Source organism: Sphingomonas sp. (genome assembly GCF_019635455.1).
Taxonomy (GTDB): domain Bacteria; phylum Pseudomonadota; class Alphaproteobacteria; order Sphingomonadales; family Sphingomonadaceae; genus Sphingomonas.
The window spans coordinates 31,996-51,776 of the sequence record NZ_JAHBZJ010000002.1; the positions used below are offsets into that span (position 1 = coordinate 31,996).

21 protein-coding genes and 1 tRNA gene are annotated in these 19,781 nt (G+C 66.0%); 14 read left to right on the top strand and 8 right to left on the bottom strand.

The annotated features are described in order from the left end of the window. Positions 1-79 precede the first annotated feature (79 nt). On the top strand, positions 80-1,177 hold the full coding sequence (locus KF783_RS02760) for a GNAT family N-acetyltransferase (protein ID WP_294076382.1): 1,098 nt from the start codon (positions 80-82) through the stop codon (positions 1,175-1,177). A gap of 6 nt (positions 1,178-1,183) precedes the next feature. Here KF783_RS02760 and KF783_RS02765 read toward each other — a convergent pair whose 3' ends face one another. Further along, positions 1,184-1,864: a tRNA (guanine(46)-N(7))-methyltransferase TrmB gene (locus KF783_RS02765; RefSeq protein ID WP_294076383.1), complete on the bottom strand. Its 681-nt coding sequence runs from the start codon at positions 1,862-1,864 to the stop codon at positions 1,184-1,186. Positions 1,865-1,908: 44 nt separating this feature from the next. Further along, positions 1,909-3,018, bottom strand: a complete 1,110-nt coding sequence (gene mnmA / locus KF783_RS02770) for a tRNA 2-thiouridine(34) synthase MnmA (RefSeq protein WP_294076384.1) — start codon at positions 3,016-3,018, stop codon at positions 1,909-1,911. A gap of 115 nt (positions 3,019-3,133) precedes the next feature. Here mnmA and KF783_RS02775 point away from each other — a divergent pair, with 115 nt between their 5' ends. The 3 genes from KF783_RS02775 to KF783_RS02785 all read left to right on the top strand — a co-directional run bounded on the left by KF783_RS02775 (position 3,134) and on the right by KF783_RS02785 (position 4,183). Beyond that, positions 3,134-3,388 (top strand): hypothetical protein, encoded by a 255-nt coding sequence (locus KF783_RS02775; protein ID WP_294076385.1) that lies wholly within the window; start codon positions 3,134-3,136, stop codon positions 3,386-3,388. 100 nt (positions 3,389-3,488) lie between these two features. Then, a complete protein-coding gene (locus KF783_RS02780) occupies positions 3,489-3,788 on the top strand; it encodes a DUF1153 domain-containing protein (protein ID WP_294076386.1) in 300 nt (99 codons plus the stop codon). 137 nt (positions 3,789-3,925) lie between these two features. Beyond that, positions 3,926-4,183, top strand: a complete 258-nt coding sequence (locus tag KF783_RS02785; protein ID WP_294076387.1) for a GlsB/YeaQ/YmgE family stress response membrane protein — start codon at positions 3,926-3,928, stop codon at positions 4,181-4,183. A gap of 63 nt (positions 4,184-4,246) precedes the next feature. Here the strand turns inward: KF783_RS02785 and KF783_RS02790 are convergent, their stop codons facing one another. Further along, positions 4,247-4,954, bottom strand: coding sequence for an SIMPL domain-containing protein (locus KF783_RS02790; protein WP_294076388.1), 708 nt, complete (start codon positions 4,952-4,954; stop codon positions 4,247-4,249). Between the two features lie 84 nt (positions 4,955-5,038). Further along, positions 5,039-5,296, bottom strand: coding sequence for a GlsB/YeaQ/YmgE family stress response membrane protein (locus KF783_RS02795; protein ID WP_294076389.1), 258 nt, complete (start codon positions 5,294-5,296; stop codon positions 5,039-5,041). Positions 5,297-5,545: 249 nt separating this feature from the next. On the opposite strand from KF783_RS02795, the gene KF783_RS02800 reads away from it, so the two are divergent. Genes KF783_RS02800 through KF783_RS02810 form a run of 3 tightly spaced genes read left to right on the top strand, consistent with a single transcriptional unit; the run spans position 5,546 to position 11,199 of the window. Beyond that, positions 5,546-6,748 carry an efflux RND transporter periplasmic adaptor subunit gene (locus tag KF783_RS02800; RefSeq protein ID WP_294076390.1) on the top strand — a complete coding sequence of 401 codons (1,203 nt, stop codon included), beginning with the start codon at positions 5,546-5,548 and terminating at the stop codon, positions 6,746-6,748. 11 nt (positions 6,749-6,759) lie between these two features. Next, positions 6,760-9,897, top strand: coding sequence for an efflux RND transporter permease subunit (locus tag KF783_RS02805; protein WP_294076391.1), 3,138 nt, complete (start codon positions 6,760-6,762; stop codon positions 9,895-9,897). 39 nt (positions 9,898-9,936) lie between these two features. Beyond that, positions 9,937-11,199, top strand: a complete 1,263-nt coding sequence (locus KF783_RS02810) for a DUF445 domain-containing protein (protein WP_294076393.1) — start codon at positions 9,937-9,939, stop codon at positions 11,197-11,199. A 60-nt stretch (positions 11,200-11,259) separates the two neighbouring features. Here KF783_RS02810 and KF783_RS02815 read toward each other — a convergent pair whose 3' ends face one another. Next, a complete protein-coding gene (locus KF783_RS02815) occupies positions 11,260-11,934 on the bottom strand; it encodes an HAD-IB family hydrolase (protein ID WP_294076395.1) in 675 nt (224 codons plus the stop codon). A gap of 98 nt (positions 11,935-12,032) precedes the next feature. On the opposite strand from KF783_RS02815, the gene KF783_RS02820 reads away from it, so the two are divergent. From KF783_RS02820 to KF783_RS02835, 4 genes are read left to right on the top strand one after another with little or no spacing between them, the layout of a single operon-like run. After that, positions 12,033-13,139, top strand: coding sequence for an ABC transporter permease (locus KF783_RS02820; RefSeq protein WP_294076397.1), 1,107 nt, complete (start codon positions 12,033-12,035; stop codon positions 13,137-13,139). After that, a complete protein-coding gene (locus KF783_RS02825) occupies positions 13,139-13,960 on the top strand; it encodes an ABC transporter ATP-binding protein (RefSeq protein WP_294076399.1) in 822 nt (273 codons plus the stop codon). Before KF783_RS02820 ends, KF783_RS02825 begins: the two co-directional genes overlap by 1 nt. A gap of 3 nt (positions 13,961-13,963) precedes the next feature. After that, positions 13,964-14,938, top strand: a complete 975-nt coding sequence (locus KF783_RS02830; RefSeq protein WP_294076401.1) for an MlaD family protein — start codon at positions 13,964-13,966, stop codon at positions 14,936-14,938. An 8-nt stretch (positions 14,939-14,946) separates the two neighbouring features. After that, on the top strand, positions 14,947-15,537 hold the full coding sequence (locus tag KF783_RS02835) for an ABC-type transport auxiliary lipoprotein family protein (RefSeq protein ID WP_294076403.1): 591 nt from the start codon (positions 14,947-14,949) through the stop codon (positions 15,535-15,537). A gap of 49 nt (positions 15,538-15,586) precedes the next feature. On the opposite strand, the gene KF783_RS02840 is transcribed toward KF783_RS02835, so the two are convergent. Next, a complete protein-coding gene (locus KF783_RS02840) occupies positions 15,587-16,477 on the bottom strand; it encodes a peptidylprolyl isomerase (RefSeq protein WP_294076404.1) in 891 nt (296 codons plus the stop codon). 86 nt (positions 16,478-16,563) lie between these two features. On the opposite strand from KF783_RS02840, the gene KF783_RS02845 reads away from it, so the two are divergent. After that, positions 16,564-16,654: transfer RNA gene (locus tag KF783_RS02845), tRNA-Ser, on the top strand. Positions 16,655-16,717: 63 nt separating this feature from the next. On the opposite strand, the gene KF783_RS02850 is transcribed toward KF783_RS02845, so the two are convergent. Both KF783_RS02850 and KF783_RS02855 read right to left on the bottom strand, forming a co-directional pair. Next, a complete protein-coding gene (locus KF783_RS02850) occupies positions 16,718-17,488 on the bottom strand; it encodes a GIY-YIG nuclease family protein (RefSeq protein ID WP_294076406.1) in 771 nt (256 codons plus the stop codon). A 16-nt stretch (positions 17,489-17,504) separates the two neighbouring features. Continuing rightward, on the bottom strand, positions 17,505-17,969 hold the full coding sequence (locus KF783_RS02855; protein WP_294076409.1) for a hypothetical protein: 465 nt from the start codon (positions 17,967-17,969) through the stop codon (positions 17,505-17,507). 248 nt (positions 17,970-18,217) lie between these two features. Between KF783_RS02855 and KF783_RS02860 the strand changes: the two genes are divergently transcribed. Together KF783_RS02860 and nth are read left to right on the top strand one after the other, a co-directional pair. After that, the gene (locus tag KF783_RS02860; protein ID WP_294076411.1) at positions 18,218-18,985 is read left to right on the top strand and encodes a hypothetical protein; all 768 of its coding nucleotides are present in this window, start codon (positions 18,218-18,220) and stop codon (positions 18,983-18,985) included. 112 nt (positions 18,986-19,097) lie between these two features. Continuing rightward, the gene (nth, locus tag KF783_RS02865) at positions 19,098-19,763 is read left to right on the top strand and encodes an endonuclease III (RefSeq protein ID WP_294076413.1); all 666 of its coding nucleotides are present in this window, start codon (positions 19,098-19,100) and stop codon (positions 19,761-19,763) included. Positions 19,764-19,781: the final 18 nt, after the last annotated feature.

Below are 19,781 nucleotides of genomic sequence, written 5' to 3' on the forward strand. Positions count from 1 at the left end.
CCGCTGCTTCTATTCCGGCGCGCCGCGGTCGCCAAGCGCCTCCACCGCTTGGTAACCGATCCGCGTTATCGCCGGTGCGATGACCAGGCCGATGCCCCTCGCCGACTTCACCCGCCTACCGCCCGCACTGGTGGCGACCGGCGCGGAAGGGCTGTCGGCCGCGCTCGATCAGGTCGCCGATCGTGGCGATCCTACCCGCCGATTCCTGCGCTATGGCTGGTTCGCCGCCGCGCTCGGCGCCTATGGCGGCGCGGCACGGACGCTCGTCGTCGCCCGCGAAGGCATTCCGGTGCTGGCGCTGCCGCTGGTAGCCACAGGGCCGTCATGGCTGGGCGTGGTGAGCGTTCCGGGATCCTATTGGCCGTTTCGCAGCTTTCCGGTCGCGATCGACGCGGGAGGCGACGCGTTCGACTTGCTGCTCGACCAGCTGGGCAACGATGTTCGCGCGCTGCGAATCGGCCCGGTTCCGGACGGCGATCCGGCGCTGGAGGGATTGCGCGCCGCCGCATCGGCGCGCGGATGGACGGCGATCGACCGTTTCATCGGCGAGGTGCTGCTGCTCGACATGGCCGCGCTTCGGGCGGATGGCGGATGGCCACGCAATTCGACGCTGCGCAAGAACCGGTTTCACGAAAAGCACCTCGCCGCGCACGGGACGCTCGACTGGGGATTCATCGGCGGGGGCGAATGGAACGACGCCGCGTTCGACGCGCTCGCCGCGATCGAGGAGCGGAGCTGGATCGCCGCGCGCACCGACGGCCGCGACGCGAAGTTCACCCGCACCGGCCATGGCGCGTTCTGGCGCGCCGCCGCGAGCGACCCGGCGATCGCGCGAATGCTGTGGGCCGCCATCCTGCGGATCGACGGAGCGCCCGTGGCCTTTTCGTTCGACGTCAACGCCGGGCCGCTCAAATATGCGGTCGCGAACAGCTATGACCCGGCATATGCAAAGCATTCGCCGGGCAAGCTGCTCTATTACCGCAATCTGGTTCGCGCGCTGGCCGACGGAATGACCCATGTCGATTGGGGCATCGGCGACAGCGGATACAAACGCGTGATCGGCGCGCAGGAAGGCCCGATGATGCGCGACTGGCTGTTCGTTCGGCCCGGCGCCCCGTCCCTGGCGGCACGCGCCCTGCAAGGCTGGTGGCGGCGCAGCGGAAACCCGCCGGCCTGACGGGCGTCACACCCGCAGATAGCGGAAATACCAGACCTCATGCCCCTGCCGCCGCGCCTTGCGCTCGTAGCGGGTTTCGGGCCAGTCGGCCGGACGCGCCAGGAAATCGGCCGCGCTCGACGCCTGCCATTCGAAATCGCGGCGCTGGTTCATCACCATCATCGACCAGCGGCAATAGGTAGGATCGTCGGTTCCCAGGCGAAACTCGCATCCCGGCTTCAGCTTCGCCGCGATCAGGTCGAGCGGGCCGTGGTTGACCATCCGCCGCTTGGCATGACGCGCCTTGGGCCAGGGATCGGGATGCAACAGATAGACGCGCGACAGGCTGCCGTCGGGAAGCCGTTCGACGACGTCGAGCGCGTCTCCCATATGGAGGCGGACATTGTCGAGCGCGCCGTCGCGCACATGGCCGAGCGCCCCGACCACGCCGTTCAGGAACGGCTCGCACCCGATGAAACCGCTGTCCGGCCGCATCGCGGCCTGACCGGCGAGATGTTCGCCCGCGCCGAACCCGATTTCCAGTTCCAGCGGGCGATCGTCGCCGAACAGCGTTCGCGCGTCGAGCGGACCGGTTTCCGGCACCGCGACGCGGGGCAGCATCTCGTCGAGCAGCGCCGCCTGTCCGGCACGCAACTTGTGGCCCTTGGCACGGCCATAGAGGCGGCGGATCTTGCTGGGATCGGTCATCGGGCGCGCTCTAGGCGGCGCGCCGGTGGACGGCAAGCGGCCGGTCAGGCCGGGATCGGCTCGGCCGGTTCGGTTTCACGGATCCAGCCGCCGCCCAGCACCCGCTCGCCCGCATAGAGCACCGCCGCCTGGCCCGGCGCCACGCCATATTCGGGCATGTCGAACACCACCCGGTCGCCCTCCAGCCGTGCCGGGGCAGGCCTGGCCATCGACCGCACCTTCGCGGTCATCGGCCCGTCATGGCCGCCGCCGATCCAGTTCAGCCCGCCGATCCGCGCGGCCCGCACCGCGAGCGCCGATTTCGGGCCGACCACCACCTCGCGCCGTTCGGGATCGAGCCGGACGACATATAGCGGCTCCGGGCTGCCGCCGATCTCCAGCCCGCGACGCTGGCCGACCGTGAAATGGATCAGCCCCTTGTGCGCGCCCAGCCGGTTGCCGGCCTGATCGACGATCGCTCCCGCCGTGTCCGCATCCGGGCGCAGCCTGCGCACCAGCCCGGCATAATCGCGGTCGGGGACGAAGCAGATATCCTGGCTGTCGGGCTTGGCCGCGACGCCCAGCCCCAGTTCGGCGGCGATCTCGCGCACCTGTGCCTTTGGCATGCCGCCCAGCGGAAAGCGCAGATAATCCAGCTGCGCCGTCGTCGTCGCGAACAGGAAATAGCTCTGGTCGCGCGCGGGATCGGCGCCCTTGTGCAATTCGGGTCCCTCCGGCCCGACGACCCGCTGCACATAATGTCCGGTGGCCAGGCAATCCGCACCCAGATCGCGGGCCAGCGCGAACAGATCGGTGAATTTCGGCCCCATATTGCACTTCACACAGGGAATCGGGGTCCGCCCGGCAAGATATTCGTCGGCGAAATCGTCGATCACCGTTTCGCGAAAGCTGCTCGCATGGTCGAACACATAATGGGCGATGCCCAGCCGGTCGCACACCGCGCGCGCGTCGCGGATATCGCGACCGGCGCAGCAGCTGCCCGCACGCCCGACCGCCTCGCCATGATCGTAGAGCTGAAGCGTCACGCCGATCGTCTCCGCCCCGGTCCGTGCGGCAAGCGCGGCCACGACCGAACTGTCGACGCCGCCCGACATGGCGACGACGATCCGGCGCGCCTTTAGCGGCGGCGCGATCTGGAAATCGGCGGACTGCATCGGCGGCGACATAGGCGCGCATGGGGGCCGATGCAAAATTTCCATCCATTTACCGGCCTTTCAGCCTTCGCCGCTACCCAAAGCGGATGAATTTGACTCAAGGTGAGTGGCGTAGGTGGACCTGAGCTTTCGATTCGAGCGTGATCTGACCGCGTTGCGCGGCCCCGGACAGGGGTGGGCGGTCACCGCGATTCCGACCGAACTCGCCGTCCTGATGGTGGGCGTCGCCGCGCGACAGGCGGCCAGCCCGACCGCGCGCCTGCAAGCCGGAATCGCCGGCGCGCTGCCCGTCACGACGCTGTTCGCGCCGGCGCACGGCGCGTTCAACCGTGCGGTCGAACGCGCGCTAACCGGCTGGAAAGACCGATGAAGGCGCCGTTTACCGTGCCGCTTAGCCGATGCTCAAGCCGGGGCCGGTACGGTCGTTTTGGAATGAAGACGGGGACCCCCCGCCCTGATCGAGGTAGCTGATGATTGAAAACCAGAAGATCCGCCCGGCCAAAGTGATCGGACCGCTTGGCGAGCCGCTGACGCTCGACAGCCTGCCGCCGCCCGATACGACGCGCTGGGTCGTCCGCCGCAAGGCGGAGGTCGTCGCGGCGGTCAATGGAGGCCTGCTGAGCGTCGATGAGGTCTGCGAACGCTACCGGCTGACCGTCGAGGAATTTGCCGGCTGGCAACGGGCGATCGATCGGTCGGGCATGCCCGGCCTGCGCGTGACGCGGATCCAGCATTATCGCTCGCTCTACGAACGACAGCAGAAATACTGATCGCCGGCCCCTTCCCCGGGCGACGTCCCCCTATCCGCCCGCGCCTCGAAACGCGGGCGGAACCATTTCGGGGGTTCGCGAGTCTTTCGCTGCAATCCCCCGTCGCGATCGGCGGGTGGCCAAGGTGGAGGAAGACAATGGTTGGATTTATTCTTTGGCTGGTGATTGGCGGCGTGATCGGCTGGCTCGCGAGCATCGTGATGCGCACCGATGCGCAGCAGGGCATCCTGCTCAACATCGTCGTCGGTATCGTCGGCGCGTTCATCGGCGGCCTGCTGTTCGGCGGCTCGATCAACGGTGGCGCGATCACGGTGATGACCTTCGTCACCTCGCTGGTCGGCGCGATCATCCTGCTCGCGATCGTCAATCTGGTGCGTCGCGGCGCGGTGCGCTGATCCAAGCCCGCACCCATCGATCATGGGGCCGTCCCGTTGGGGCGGCCCCATTTTCATGTCGGCCTATCGCAGCAGAAAGCGGACGCGCACGCTCACCCGCACCTCCTGTTCGCCGGCCGCGACCGGGGTCGGCGCCTTCGCTTCCATCCGTGCCATCATCCGCACCGGCGCGGATCCGCCCGATCCGCCCGATTCGCTCAGCGACACGATCCGCTCGACCCGCATGCCCAGCGCCCGCGCGTACAGATCGGCGCGCGCCCGCGCACGCTTGACCGCATCGACGCGCGCCGCGTCCTGCGCCGTCTCGATCGCATCGATCGACAGGTCCGGCCCGTTGATCTGGTTCGCCCCCTGCGCGACCAGCGCGTCGAGGATCGCGCCGCTCGTGGCGATATCGCGAAACGTTACCGATACCGTGTTGCTCGCCTGATAGCCGGTGATCACGGGCGGCGCGTTCTCGGCATAGCGATATTGCGGGTTGAGCGTGATCGAGGCGGTCTGGATGTCGCGGTCCGCGATTCCCGCAGCCTTCAGCGCGGCGAGCACCCGGGTCATCTGCTGCGCATTCGCGGCGAGCGCGGTGGCCGCGGTTTCGCCCTGCGTCACCACCCCGGCGCGGATCGTGGCGATATCAGGGATGCGAGTCGCCACCCCTTCGGCGACGACATCGACCAGCGTGCCGTCGGGCGCGAGCGATGGCGGCGCTGCCTGCGCATGAGCGACCAGAGGCGCGGCAAGCGCCAGCGCGGCGAGGGATGTGAAACGGTTCACGTCGGGCGTCCTTTCAACTTGTGTCCCGCCCCCTGTATCGGCGAGCGGGACAATCCAAGCTGAACGAACGCCCGGTCGGAACGATCAGGCCCGGCGCGTCATGACCAGGCGATACAGCGCCAGCAGCACGACCGCGCCCAGCGTCGCCGCGCCATAATTCTGGAACGTCCCCTCCAGCACCACGCCCGACGATTGCGCGACGAATCCGGCGAGCAGAGCGCCCGCGATGCCGATCAGGATCGTCACGATGATGCCGCCGGGATCCTTGCCCGGCATGATGAGCTTGCCGAGCACGCCGGCGACCAGGCCGATAAGGATCCAACCAAGAATACCTTCGGGCATGTCTTCCTCCTGTATTGCGGCCCCGCCCCACCGGGAACCTGCCCGCAGCTTGCAACAAGCCGCGACGCGCTGCAAACCCTGTTTCCGCGCGTCGCGACCCGCGCGGCTCCCCTTGCGGAACAAGACGAAAACGGGCATCCCGCGCGCCGGTTGCGATCGGCTCTTGAGGCCGGTGACTTATTTCGATAATACAGCGCGACAGGGAAGGCTCTGGACGGTCGCAACGACCGCAACGGGATGGGGTCGCGCATGAATTATGAGGCGGGAATGTTGGGAAGAGACGATCGGCCGGCACTGACCGGCGACGTGGAAGTGCGGTCGCGACGGCGGTGGTGGATCATCGGCGCGCTTGTCGCGCTGGTCGTGATCGTCGGGGCGTGGTTCGCCTTTGCCGGCGGCGGCGACAAGAAGGCTGCGGCCGGCCCCGCCGATGCCGCCGCCAAGGGCGCCGGGCGCCAGCTGCCGACCGTTACCGTTGCGGTGCCTGGCCGGCAGACGATCCAGAAGGTCGTCAGCGGCACCGGCTCGCTCGCCGCGCGCCGGGAAATGCCCGTGGGCGTCGCAGGCGAGGGCGGCATGGTGACGCGCGTGCTGGTCGAACCGGGCCAGTGGGTCGGCGCCGGGCAGGTGCTGGCCACCATCGACCGGTCGGTACAGTCGCAGACCGCCCAGTCGCAGGCGGCAAGCATCCGCGTCGCGCAGGCCGATCTCGACCTTGCCCAGGCCGAACTCGATCGTGCGCAGCAGCTGGTCGGCCGCGGATTCATCTCCAAGGCGGATATCGATCGCAAGACCGCGACTCGCGATGCGGCGGCGGCGCGCGTGCGTGTCGCGCGGGCGCAGCTGTCGGAAACCCAGGCTCGCAACCGCCGACTCGACATCCGCGCGCCCGCCGCCGGGCTGGTGCTGACGCGCCAGATCGAACCGGGCCAGATCATCAGCGCCGGCACCGGCACGCTGTTCCGGATCGCGATGGGCGGCCAGATGGAATTGCGCACGCAGCTGAGCGAAGCCGATTTGCAGACCATCCCCGTCGGCGCGCGCGCCGAGGTGACGCCGGTCGGCACCGAACAGGTGTTCAAGGGCGAGGTGTGGCAGGTCTCTCCCGTCATCGATCCGCAGACACGGCAGGGGATCGCCCGCATCTCGCTGAGCTATGACAAGGCGCTGCGGCCCGGCGGCTTCGCGTCCGCGCAGATCTACGCGGGCGGCTCGGTCGCCCCGCTGCTTCCGCAATCGGCGATCCAGAGCGATTCGAAGGGCAATTTCGTCTATGTGCTGAACGCGAAGAACGAAACCGTGCGCCGCGCGATCACCACCGGCGAAGTGTCGGATGCCGGCGTCGCGATCGTCAGCGGTCTCGACGGAACCGAACGCGTGGTGCTGACCGCGGGCGCGTTCCTCAACCCGGGTCAGCAGGTCATTCCCAACCTCACGACGCTGAAGCGGTAAGGATTAGGGTCATGGGCTTCCGCAACATCTCCGCCTGGTCGATCCGGAACCCGGTTCCGCCGATCGTGCTGTTCATCGCACTGACGATCGCCGGCATCGTCAGCTTCATGCGGATGGACGTGAACAACGATCCGGACATCGATTTCCCCGTCGCGATCGTCGTCATCAGCCAGCCGGGCGCGGCCCCGACCGAACTCGAGACCCAGGTGACGCAGCGGGTCGAATCCGCGGTACGCGCGCTCCAGGGGATCGATCAGATCAGCTCGACCGTGCAGGAAGGCAGCTCGCAGACCGTCATCCAGCTCGACATCGGCACCCCGATCGACCGCGCGGTGCAGGACGTGCGCGAGGCGGTGAACCAGATTCGCAGCCAGCTGCCCGACGGCATCCTCGAGCCGCAGGTGTTTCGCGCCAACACCACCGACAACGACATCGCCAGCTTCACCGCGATCGGCACCGACATGACGATCGAGGACCTGTCCTGGTATGTCGATAACAGCGTCGCAAAGGAATTGCTGTCGGTTCCCGGCCTGACCGCGGTCGATCGCGTCGGCGGTGTCGATCGTGAGATCCGCGTGATCCTCGATCCCGCCAAGGTCCAGTCCTATGGCCTCACCGCGACCCAGGTGAACCAGCAGTTGCGGCAGGTGAACCTGAACGCGGCCGGCGGTCGTGCGGAGATTTCCGGCACCGAGCAGTCGGTCCGTGTGCTGGGCAACGCGGCCAACGCCTATCAGCTGGGGCAGACCCAGATCGCGATCGGCGGCGGGCGCACCGTCCGGCTCGCCGACATCGCCCAGGTCCGCGATCTCTACGCCGAACAGCGCAGTTCCGCGCAATGGAACGGCCAGCAGGTGCTCGCCTTCGACATCAAGCGCGGCAAGGGCGCGTCGGACGTGGCGGTGTTCCACGCCGCCGAACAGAAGCTGAAGGAGTTGCAGAAGCGCAATCCCAAGGTGCGGTTCGAGGTGCTGTTCAACCAGACCGAATATGCCGAATCGCAATATGAATCGGCGCTCCACGCCCTGCTCGAAGGCGCGGCGCTCGCGGTCATCGTCGTGTTCCTGTTCCTGCGCGACTGGCGGGCGACGTTCATCTCCGCGCTCGCCATTCCCCTTTCGGCGGTTCCCACCTTCTTCTTCATGGAGCTGCTGGGATTCGACCTGAACCAGATGACGCTGCTCGCGCTCAGTCTGGTCGCCGGCGTGCTGGTCGATGATGCGATCGTGGAGATCGAGAATATCGTCCGGCACATGCGCATGGGCAAGACCGCCTATCAGGCGTCGATCGACGCCGCCGACGAAATCGGCGTGGCGGTGGTCGCCACCACCATGTCGATCGTCGCGGTGTTCCTGCCGGTCGGCCTGATGCCGGGCATTTCGGGCCAGTTCTTCAAGAATTTCGGCCTGACCGTGGTCGCCGCGGTGCTGATGAGCCTGGCCGTCGCGCGCCTGCTGACCCCGATGATCGCCGCCTATTTCCTGAAGGCGAAGGGCCATGCCACCCATGGCGAAGGCTGGATGATGGACCAGTATATGAAGGTCCTCAACTGGACGCTGCGCCATCGCTGGTCAGCGGTCGTCGGCGGGATCGCCGCGCTCGCGCTCACCGTCATGTGCTTCATGTCGCTGCCGATGACCTTCCAGCCCAATCTGGACGAGGACAATGTCACCGCGAACATCGAAATGGTGCCGGGTACGACGCTCCAGCAGACCCAGGCGGTGGTCGATCGCGTGCGCAATATCCTGGCGAAGGAAGACGCGGTCGCCAATGTCTATACCCGCGCATTCGTCGGCAACGGGCGGGTCACCGCGATCCTGAAGCCGGATCGCACGATCAAGAGCGACGCGTTCCAGCGCAAGCTGACCCCGGTCCTGTCGAAGATCCCCGACGCCCGCGTGTCGTTCCGCAACCAGCAGGGCTGGGGCGGTTCGGGCCGCGCGCTCACCATCACGCTGGGCGGTGAGGATCCGGTACTGCTGCAACGCACGGCGCAGAAGATCGTCGAGGAGATGGAGGGGCTCAAGACCGTCGTCGCGCCGCGCATCTCGGGCGACCTCAAGCGGCCGGAAATCGTCATCCGTCCGCGCATGGACCTTGCCGCCAATCTGGGGGTGACCACTGCCGCGCTGTCGAGCGCGATCCGCATCGCGACGCTGGGCGACATCGATCAGAACAGCGCCCGCTTCTCGCTGTCGGACCGGCAGATCCCGATCCGCGTCGCGCTGGATCAGGATGCGCGCGCGCGCCTCTCCACGATCCAGAACCTGCCGGTGCAGACCCAGTCGGGCGGTTCGGTGCCGCTCAGCCTGGTGGCCGATATCGGGTTCGGCGCGGGTCCCACGCGGATCGACCGCATCAACAAGCAGCGCCGCGTGATGATCGGCGCCGACCTCGCCCCCGGCGTGGTCAGCAGCGATGCCATGAAGCAGATCAAGCAGCTGCCCGCGATGAAGAACCTGCCGATGGGCGTCGGCGAGCTCGAGGTCGGCCAGGCCAAATGGCAGGCGGAGATGGTCCAGAATTTCATCGTCGCGGTGATTTCGGGCATCTTCCTCGTCTTCGCGGTGCTGGTGCTGCTCTATCGCCGCTTCGTGTCGCCGCTGGTCAACATGGGGTCGCTGCTGCTGGCGCCACTCGGCGGGCTGCTCGCGCTGATGGTGACGGGCAACCCGATCTCGATGCCGGTCTTCATCGGTATCCTGATGCTGCTCGGCATCGTCGCGAAGAACTCGATCCTGCTGATCGACTTCGCGCTCGAGGAGATGGAGAAGGGCGTCGACAAGATCACCGCGATCGCCGATGCGGGGCATAAGCGGGCGCAACCGATCGTGATGACGACGGTGGCGATGGTCGCCGGCATGGTCCCCACCGCCTTCGCCCTGTCCGGCGATTCGGCCTGGCGGTCACCGATGGGGATCACCGTCATCGGCGGGCTGATCCTGTCGACCGCGCTGACCCTGGTGATCGTTCCGGCCAGCTTCAGCCTGGCGATCGGGGTCGAAAAATGGATGGGTCCGCGCCTGCGGCGGCGCCTGCTCACCTATACGCCGGGCGACGAACATGGGCCGCAGGGCGAGGTGATCGAGCATCAGCCGGGCGGCCGGATCGGCCATCGCGGCGGGGAAGGTCCGCAGCCTGCGGAATAAGGGGTTGAACCAAAGCGTGGCGCGCGGATTGTTACGGACATGAATCCGTCGATCCGCGCGCTTCGTTTTGGGGACAGCCCGCCCGGCCTGCGCCGGATGCGGGTGATCGCCACCGGATTGCTGGTGGCAATGGCCGGCATCTATGTCGTCGCCGGCCGCTACGTTCCACTTTACCCCGCCGCCGGCTTCGTCCGCGCCTTTGCCGAAGCGGCGATGGTGGGCGGTCTGGCGGACTGGTTCGCGGTGACGGCGCTGTTCCGCCATCCGCTCGGCCTGCCGATTCCGCACACCGCGATCATCCCGCGCAACAAGGATCGCATCGCCACCGCGCTCGCCAATTTCCTGCGCGACAATTTCCTCATTCCGCGCGTGGTGGCGCGGCGGATGCGTGGCCTCGACATTGCCGGTGCCGCCGGCAAATGGCTCGCCCAGCCGCCCGAAAGCTCCGGGCGGCTGCGGCGCGGTGCCTCGCGCATGGCGGCCAGCCTGCTCGAATCGCTCGACCGGGAGCAACTGGGCGGCATGATCCGGGGCGCGGTGGCCTCACGCATCCGCCAGACCGATGTCGCGCCGCTGATGGGGCAGGCACTGGGCGCCGCGATCGCCCAGGATCGCCATGCGCCGCTGCTCGACGGGATGCTGCGCTGGCTCGCCAAGATCATCGACCAGAACGAGGCGCTGATCCGCAAGATGGTGCATGAACGCGCCGGCGCGATCATGCGCTGGACCGGGCTGGACGAAACGCTGGCCAACGCGATCATCGACGGCCTCTACAAGCTGGTCGCCGACGTCGCGGAGGATCCGGGCCACCCGCTGCGCGCCAAGGTGGAGGAGGGGCTGGAGAAGCTCGCCTTCGACCTTCAGTTCGACATCCCCACGCGGATGAAGGTCGAGGCGTTCAAGGCCGATCTGCTCGACAATCCGGCGCTGGCGCGATGGATCGACGGCATGTGGGAACAGGCACGGGCGGCGATGCTGCGCGTCGCCCGCAATCCCGACGCGGCACTGACCGGCAAGCTGGGCGAGGCGCTGCGCGAACTGGGCGCCACCTTGCAGAGCGATCCGCGCCTCGCCCATATGATCAACCGCTTCGTCCGCCGCGCCGCCGTCGGCACTGCGGCGGATTATGGCGACGGTATCGTACGCCTCGTTTCCGATACCGTGCGCGGCTGGGATGCGCATACGCTGACCGGCCGTCTGGAGAATGCGGTCGGCCAGGATCTGCAATATATCCGCATCAACGGGACGCTGGTCGGGGGCCTTGTCGGCCTGGGCATCCACACGCTGCACGTCCTGGTCTGACCGACCGCCTCGCGGCGCGGACGGGCGATCACACCACCGGACGCGGTCATCAGGCCGCGCTCATCGTTCCCAGTCAAGGATCGTCCATCCGCGCGATGCCGCCATCGCCCGAAGCGGGCCGTGCGCATTGACCGCGAACGGTTCGTCCGCCCATTCGAGCACCGGCGCGTCGGAGACATGGTCGCTGTAGAAGCGGATGCGCGCATCGTGCCGCGCGATACCCTCGGTCGCCATCCACGCCTCGATCAGGCGCAGCTTGGCCGGCCCGTAGCAATTTTCGCCATCGATGCCGGACAGGACGGCGCCATCGGCATCGTGCAGGGCGGCGGTCGCGACGACGTCATCGATGCCGAACCGGTTCGCGATCGCCCGCGCATAATAGCCATGGCTGGCGGTCGCCAGAACCGGCCGCCAACCCGCCGCGCGATCCGCCGCGATCCGCGCCCGCGCGTCCGCGAAGACATTGTCCCGCGCCACGCTGTCCGCGAATGCTTCGGCAACCTTGTCGAGGTCGGCGACGGGAATCGTGCGGCCGAGCATCAGCCGGTGGGTTACCTCCTTCAGCTTCGCGCGATCGATCGCCTTTGCCAGATAGGCGAGCGACGCCAGCCCCGCGAACGGCAGCAGCGCGAGCCGCCATGGCGCCCGCACCCGTGCCGCATGGATCAGAAAGGGCGTCCATGTCGCCTTGCGCGTGATCGTCCGGTCCATGTCGTAAATGGCGAGGTGGCGCATCGTCGCTCCGCAAAAATGTCCAAATTCTGTCGCTTCGCGAAACATCTGTAGAGACGGACGCTTGCCGATCCAGTCCGAATGAACGATGGATGTGCGCGATGAGCGCGCCAGCCGATTTCCTGCACGACGCGGCCAATGGCGGCACGCTCCGCTTTCGGGGTAACCTGTCGCTGCGATGCATTGGCGACCTGCCGGAGCGGCTGGCAGCGCTCGACGGAGCGGTGACGGCGATCGATCTGGCGGAGGTCGAACGCGTCGATACGGTCGGCGCGTGGCTGGTCCACCGCTTCGCCCGCGATCGGGGGGCGACCGTATCGGGCCTGACCGGGGATTCGCGGCACCTGTTCGACCAGGTCGCCGCCGCCGACCAGCCGATCGAGGCACCGGCACGACCGCTGGGCGCTGTTGCCGAATTGCTGGCCGAGATCGGCGAAGCGGTGATCCAGGCGTTCCGCACCCTGTACGGCCTGCTCGGCTTCATGGGGGCCACCGCCCTCGCCTTTGCGCGGGTCGCGTCGAACCCGCGCCGCTTCCGCTTCAACGCGACGGTCCACCGGTTCGAGGTGGTCGGCGTGTCCGCGCTGGGCATCATCGGGCTGATGAGCTTCCTGATCGGCATCGTCATCGCGCAACAGGGCGCGGTACAGCTGCGCCAGTTCGGCGCGGAGGTGTTCACGATCAACCTGGTCGGGCGCATCACGCTGCGCGAACTGGGCATCCTGATGACCGCGATCATGGTTGCGGGCCGATCGGGGTCGGCCTTCGCGGCACAGCTCGGCACGATGAAGCTGACCGAGGAAATCGACGCGATGCGCACGATCGGCGTCAACCCGATGGAGGCGCTGGTGCTGCCGCGGGTATTCGCGGCGGTGATGATGCTTCCCCTGCTCGGCTTCTATGCCTCGCTCATCGCGATGATCGGCGGCGGCCTGCTGTGCTGGATCGCGCTCGACATTCCGCCGATCACCTTCGTCCAGCGCATCCGCGAAGTCGTGCCGATGACCGATCTGTGGGTCGGCCTCGTCAAGGCGCCCGTCTTTGGCGCGATCATCGCGATCGCCGGCTGCTATCAGGGGATGCAGGTCGAAAGCGATGCGGAGCAGGTCGGCATGCGTACCACCACGGCGGTGGTTCAGGCGATCTTTCTCGTGATCGTGCTCGACGCCTTTTTCGCGGTGTTCTTCACCGAAATCGGGTGGAATTGATGCCCGCCGCCGATACCGCACCCACCTTTGACGGCGAAGCGATCATCCGCGTGCGCGGGCTGCGCAACTGTTTCGGCGAACAGGTCATCCACGACAATCTCGACCTGGACGTGCGCCGTGGCGAGATTCTGGGCGTCGTCGGCGGATCGGGGACCGGCAAGTCGGTGCTGATGCGGTCGATCATCGGGCTGCAACAGCCGGATGAGGGATCAGTCCATGTGTTCGGCGACGATGTGCTGAACGCCAGCGACGACACCGAAATCGACATCCGCAAACGCTGGGGCGTCCTGTTTCAGGGCGGCGCGCTGTTTTCGACGCTTACCGTGTCGGAGAATGTCCAGGTTCCGCTCAAGGAATTCTACCCCCAGTTCGACCAGCAGCTGCTGGAGGAGATTGCCGCCTATAAGGTGGTGATGACCGGCCTGCCGCCCAATGCCGGACCCAAATATCCCGCCGAACTGTCGGGCGGCATGAAGAAGCGCGCCGGGCTCGCCCGCAGCCTTGCGCTGGACCCCGAACTCCTGTTTCTCGACGAACCGACGGCGGGACTCGACCCGATCGGCGCCGCCGCGTTCGACGAACTGACCCGCTCGCTTCAGCGGACGCTGGGTCTCACCGTGTTCCTCATCACCCACGATCTCGATTCGCTTTACGCCATCTGTGACCGTGTGGCGGTTCTGGCGGACAAGCGGGTGATCGCGGTCGGCACCATCGACGAACTTCTCGCGTTGGATCATCCGTGGATCCAGGAATATTTCAACGGCCCGCGCGGCCGCGCTGCGGTATCCAGCGCGGAACGGGCGGCGGCCAAGGGGGCATAAGGGATGGAAACCCGGTCAAACCATGTTCTGGTCGGCGCGGTGGTGCTGATCCTGCTCGCCGTGCTGGCGCTGTTCGCGGTGTGGCTGGCCCGCGTGAACACGTCGAAGGAAAATGAATATGACATTTTCTTCAAACAGGCGGTCGATGGCGTGAACAAGGGGTCGGCGGTGGCCTTTTCCGGCGTTCCCGTCGGCCAGGTGAAGGAAATCGCGCTTTTCCCCCCCGACCCCAGCCTGGTGCGGGTGCGCATCGCGGTGAATCGCGACGTGCCGGTGCTTCAGGGTACGACCGCGACGATCCAGGGCGTCGGTTTCACCGGGGTCAGCCAGATCCAGCTCGACGGCGCGGTCAAGGGCGCGCCGCCGATCGAGTGTCCGGAAACCAATCCGCGCAGCGTCTGCCCGCTGGGCGTGCCGGTGATCCCCACCAAACAGGGCGGCCTGGGCGCGCTGCTCAACACCGCGCCGCGCCTGCTCGAACGGCTTTCGACCCTGACCGAACGGCTCACCGAACTGCTTTCGGACAAGAATCAGGCGTCGATCAGCGGCATTCTTCAGAATACCAACCGCCTGACCGGCGAGCTGGCCAAGGGCGCACCGGACCTGCGCGCGGCGATCGCCGAATTGCGCAATACGGTGAAACAGGCCGGCTATGCCGCCGAACAGATCGGCAATGTATCAAAGACGACCGACCAGATGCTGTCGCAGGACATCCGCCCGGCGATGGGTGACCTGCGCAAGGCGATCGCCTCTGCCGACAAGAGCATGAAGGCGCTGGAAGTGACGCTGGGCAAGGCCGATCGCGGGATCGACGCGGTGTCGAACAAGACCATTCCCGAGGTCAACCAGCTGATCCTCGACCTGCGCCAGATGTCCGCCGCCCTCTCCTCCGTGGCCGAGAAGATCGACCGCGAAGGCGCGGGGTCGATCCTCGGGTCGCCCAAGCTGCCCGACTATGATCCGAAAAAGAAGAAGTGAGAGCATCCATGAAAAAGCTCCTCATCCTCGCGCTCCTGCCGCTGGGCGGCTGCATCAGCTTCGGTTCGGAGCCGCCACCCTCGCTGCTCACCATCAGTTCCACCGCGCAGGTCGCGGTCGGAGAGACCAGGCGTTCGGACTCGGCGCGCTCGATCACGGTGACCGCGCCGGTCGTGTCGCAGGAACTCGCCGTGACCCGCGTACCGGTCCGTTCGGGCGATACCAGCATCGCCTATCTCAAGGACGCACAATGGGTGGAGCCGCCCGCGCGGCTGTTCGCGCGCCTGCTCTCCGACACCGTCTCCACCCGGACCGGCCGGATCGTGCTGACGCTGCGCCAGTCGATTTCCGACCCCGGGGCGCGGCTGGGCGGCGAACTGCGCTTCTTCGGCGTCGATGCCGCGCGGCGGGAGGCGGTGGTGACCTATGACGCGACGCTGATCCGCGAACGCGCGAAGGGCGCCGAGGCCGGTTTCGAGAAACGTCGTTTCGAAGCGCGCGTGCCGCTTGCCGCCATCGAGCCGGCCGCTGCCGGCACCGCGATCAACACCGCCGCGAACCAGGTCGCGGACGAAGTCGCCGACTGGGTCGGTCGATAGGGGCCGGCCGCCAGCTTCTGGCCCCGATCCCGGCTCCTGCCTCCCATCATCAAAGGGCGCGGCGCACCGGCGGCATGACGTTGCAGATATCGGCACCGCCGGCCGGCAGGGTGAAAAAGGGCGGCTCGCGGTTTTCGCGCGCCCGCACCCATGCGGCGAATCGGGCATTGTCTGCCGCGCGATATTCGAAGCGCGGCCGCGCCTTAGTCGGCAGCTCGCTCGCCAGCCGCACGCTGACGATCGGAACATAGCGCGCGGGATCCTCGTACAATCCCAGGCCGCCGCCGGTGCCGCGCGGCAGCGATGAGAGGTGTTCGATCCCGTCGATCACCCGACCGACGATCGCGATGTTGCGATCGAGATGGCGCGGCCCATGGCCGATCACCGCATAGAGATCGCCGCCGCTGCCGGTGCTGGGGGCGAGATCGCGCGCGACGCCGACCATGCCATAGCAATGCGGCATCCACGCCACCTTGCCGTTGGTGGCCAGCGGCCACCCGTCCGCGCTGTGTCCCGCTCTGATCGAATAGGGATCGCGCCGCGCCAGCCGCGTGACCGCATCGTACCGCGCCCAGTCATATTCCGCCGGCGGCTGCGCAACGACGCCCGGCGGCAGCGGCTTCTTCTCGCTCGCATCGCCCCATTGCACGACATAATTGTCATGCACGCGATAGATGGTCTCGCCATCCCACCAATGCGCACGCGCCAGCGCGCGAATATTGGCCACATGCGCCGGTGCGTAGCGCGGCGCCAGGCGGATCACGATCCGGCGCCGGTCGGTCAGCGTCATCACCAGCAACTCGTCGGCGGGAATCGGCTTCCAATCGGTCGGCAGCGGATCCGACGGCTTGGGCGGTGCGGCGGTCGAAGAGGGCGCCGGGGCAGGCGCGACAGGCTGAGCCTGCGGCGCGAACGCAAGGGCGAGAAGCAGCGGAACCATTGCGACACGCTGACACGCCGGCAGGCACAGCGCAACGCTTGCGGAGCGCGCGTCAAGCCACTAGGGCAGCGCGTTCCAGCGTATGCGGAGCGGTGGCCGAGTGGTCGAAGGCGCTCGCCTGGAAAGTGAGTATACGGCAAAACCGTATCGAGGGTTCGAATCCCTCCCGCTCCGCCATTTACCTAATAAAATCAACAACTTAGAAGGCGCAAAGCCGAACTAGCCAACATCCCGGCCATCTTAAAGATACGGTTTGCCCACAGGTATTTCGGCATCATTCGGCCAAAGAGCGGCCAATCCGTCGCTCGCCAATCTCGCCTTTCGTGCTTTCAACGCAGCGATGCAGCAGTCCCACGCCGAGCCGGACCACGCTTCGGGCCGGTCGGCATCCGGCCAAAGCAGCAGCGCGGCGGTTACGTCCGTCGAGTAGTGCGGCACGATTTCGCCGACAGCATCACCTTCGCGATGCCCGACAAGCACGGTTTCGCCTTTCTTGCCGGTCTTCGGCGTGACGATAGTTCCGACCTGCCGTTCGAAGCGCCATAACAGGCTCCACAGGCTAACGTCGTTATAGCGCGACGGATCAGACGCCGATGACGACGATTCGGCCATCGCTCGTATGCGGCGTCCATATTCGCGATTGATGCTGGCTACGGTGCGTCGCTGTTCACAGCGATCTAGCCAAGCTTCGGTGGCGGCTTCGCTGGCCACCGGGAACGGCCATTCTAATGCGGGCGGATCGCGCCCCAAGACTTCGCAAAGCGCCTCAATCTCAATGGCTACGCAGTCGCGGCATAGTTCGTCGCCAAGGAACCATTCACCGATCACCTGATGGTCGGCAAGATTCAGAAGCATCGTTTCTTCATCATGTCCCGCGTCGGGGATCACGGCGACCAGCGCAACGGTGCATTCGTCGGTCATTTCAATCTGGCGGCGACGCTTATCAACGTCCACGCTGCGTCCGATTTTGATGAAGCCGACATGGTTCTGCATGACGTAAAGCGATGACATGCGAGGATAGTCCAGCTTAGAAATCAGGGTTCTTGTAGGCTTCGAACAGGTGCGCGAGTAGGCGAAGTGCCGGACGCCCTTGCCGCGCCTCCATCCCGTCATGCCCGCCTTCGATGATCGCGGGAAACGTTGGATGTTTCGCTTGCAATGCGAACGTGTTCTTCAGGTCGATGCGAACTTTCGCTTCCGACAATCCGAACGCCGTCGTTGCGAACTGCACGAAGCCCATTTCGATGATGCTTGGACCAACCTTCTGCCGAACTTCCAACGGAAAGTCGCAAGTTAGGGCGTCATAAGCACCGAACACATAGTATCGCGTATAGGCGTCTTCCCAGACTTCGGCCAAGTCGGCGTCGAAGTTATCGACCGCAAATTGCAACTGTGCCGTCACAGCTTGGTCGATAAGCTTTCCGCCGTTCGCGATTCGACCAGCGAAATCAGCCTTCAAATCCCTATGCTTATCTTTTCCGAAGCCGAACATGCGTTCCCCCGTATGCTTGCCGCTTGATCGCACGATGCGACCGAACTTCCAACGTGTGTTCCTTCAAAGCGACGAAGGCGGATATGCCGTCCGTCGAACTTCATTGATTTCATTGACATTTTCGACCTCCTGCTGATTTCGGCCAACATACCGGCCAACTTGTTCACAGATTCCCGTCTTTAGCTACGTTTGCGCTCAATGGCGTTCGGGTTACATTCGCTGTTCGACAAACTGCGATGGCATCTACGATGAAGCTTTATCGCCAGCGAGAATGGGCGGCTTATCGCCGGGAGCAGATCAAGCTGCACGGCGGCGTGTGCGCCCATTGCCTTCGCAGCGGCGATGAAGTCGTTCTGCAAGTCCATCACGAAAGCTACGTGAAAGGCCGCTTGCCGTGGGAATACCCCTACGACGAATGCACTGTCCTATGTCGCGGTTGCCATGCCAAGGAACATGGCGAAATCATGCCGTCGAAGGATTGGGAGTTCGTCGGCGAAGATGACCTTGGCGGGCTTGATGGCGAGTGCGAATATTGTGGGAAGGAACTGCGCTATACCCACATGGTGACGCACCCGAATTGGGGAACCATGATCGTCGGCGAAAAATGCTGCGACAATCTTACCGAAAGCACGGCCAGCACCGGGAAGGCGTCCAAGTCGATCGCGGACCCCTGCGGCCTCCACAGCGTCCCACAGCGGCGTTACCGGGTCGTCCAGCCCCACGACCGCGCACAGCAGCAGCTTGTCGCCAGGCGCATTCCTACGCCACGGCAGTTCAAGCTTCGCGTCCTCAAGCCGGAACATCAAATGGTCCAGCCGGAAGAACGCCCGCTGTTGCGACGGCGGCGGTCCCGACAGGTCGGCGACTTCGGGCAGCGATACGCCCGCCGATTGGTCGAGCGGCACGAACAAGGGCAAAGCATGTTCGTGGAAATCGTCGGTTGGCGCGAGAGACATTTATGGTCATTAACCATCTATTTTTGCTCAATAAATATGGGCGCCAGTAAACGCCGATAGACACCCCTAGAGCGGACTCCCGCTCCGCCACTTCATCGGTTCAGGTCGCGCATCGAACGGGCGAGATTCAAGAGGGTCGCCCGCGCCGCGTTTGCGTGATAGCGACCGGCGGGTGAAGAAGGCCGATATCTTCGAATTCTTCGAGCGTCTCGCCGAAGCCAATCCGCATCCGGAGACGGAACTTGAATCCGTCAACGACTTCACCCTGCTCGTCGCCGTCGTCCTTTCCGCACAAGCGACCGATGCCGGCGTCAACAAGGCGACGAAGCGGCTGTTCGCGCAGGTCGATACGCCGGAAGGGATGATCGCCCTGGGCGAGGACGGGCTGAAGCAGCACATCAAGACGATCGGCCTGTTCAACAGCAAGGCAAAGAATGTCATCGCGCTCAGCCAGGCGCTGGTCGCGTACCACGACAGCCGGGTCCCCGCCGATCGCGACGCGCTCGAGGCGCTTCCCGGAGTCGGGCGAAAGACCGCCAATGTCGTGCTGAACGTCGCGTTCGGCGCGGAAACCTTTGCGGTCGACACCCATATTTTCCGCGTCGGCAACCGCACCGGCCTGGCGCGCGGCAAGACGCCGCTGGCGGTGGAAAAGAAGCTGGACAAGGCGGTGCCGCAACCCTTTCGCCTGCACGCCCATCACTGGCTGATCCTGCACGGCCGTTATGTGTGCAAGGCACGCACGCCCGAATGCTGGCGCTGTCCCGTCGCCGATCTGTGCGCGTACAAGCCCAAAACCCTCGCGCCAAAGACCCCGGGGAAATCCGCGAGAGCGTAACGCGCAAAACGGCTGGCG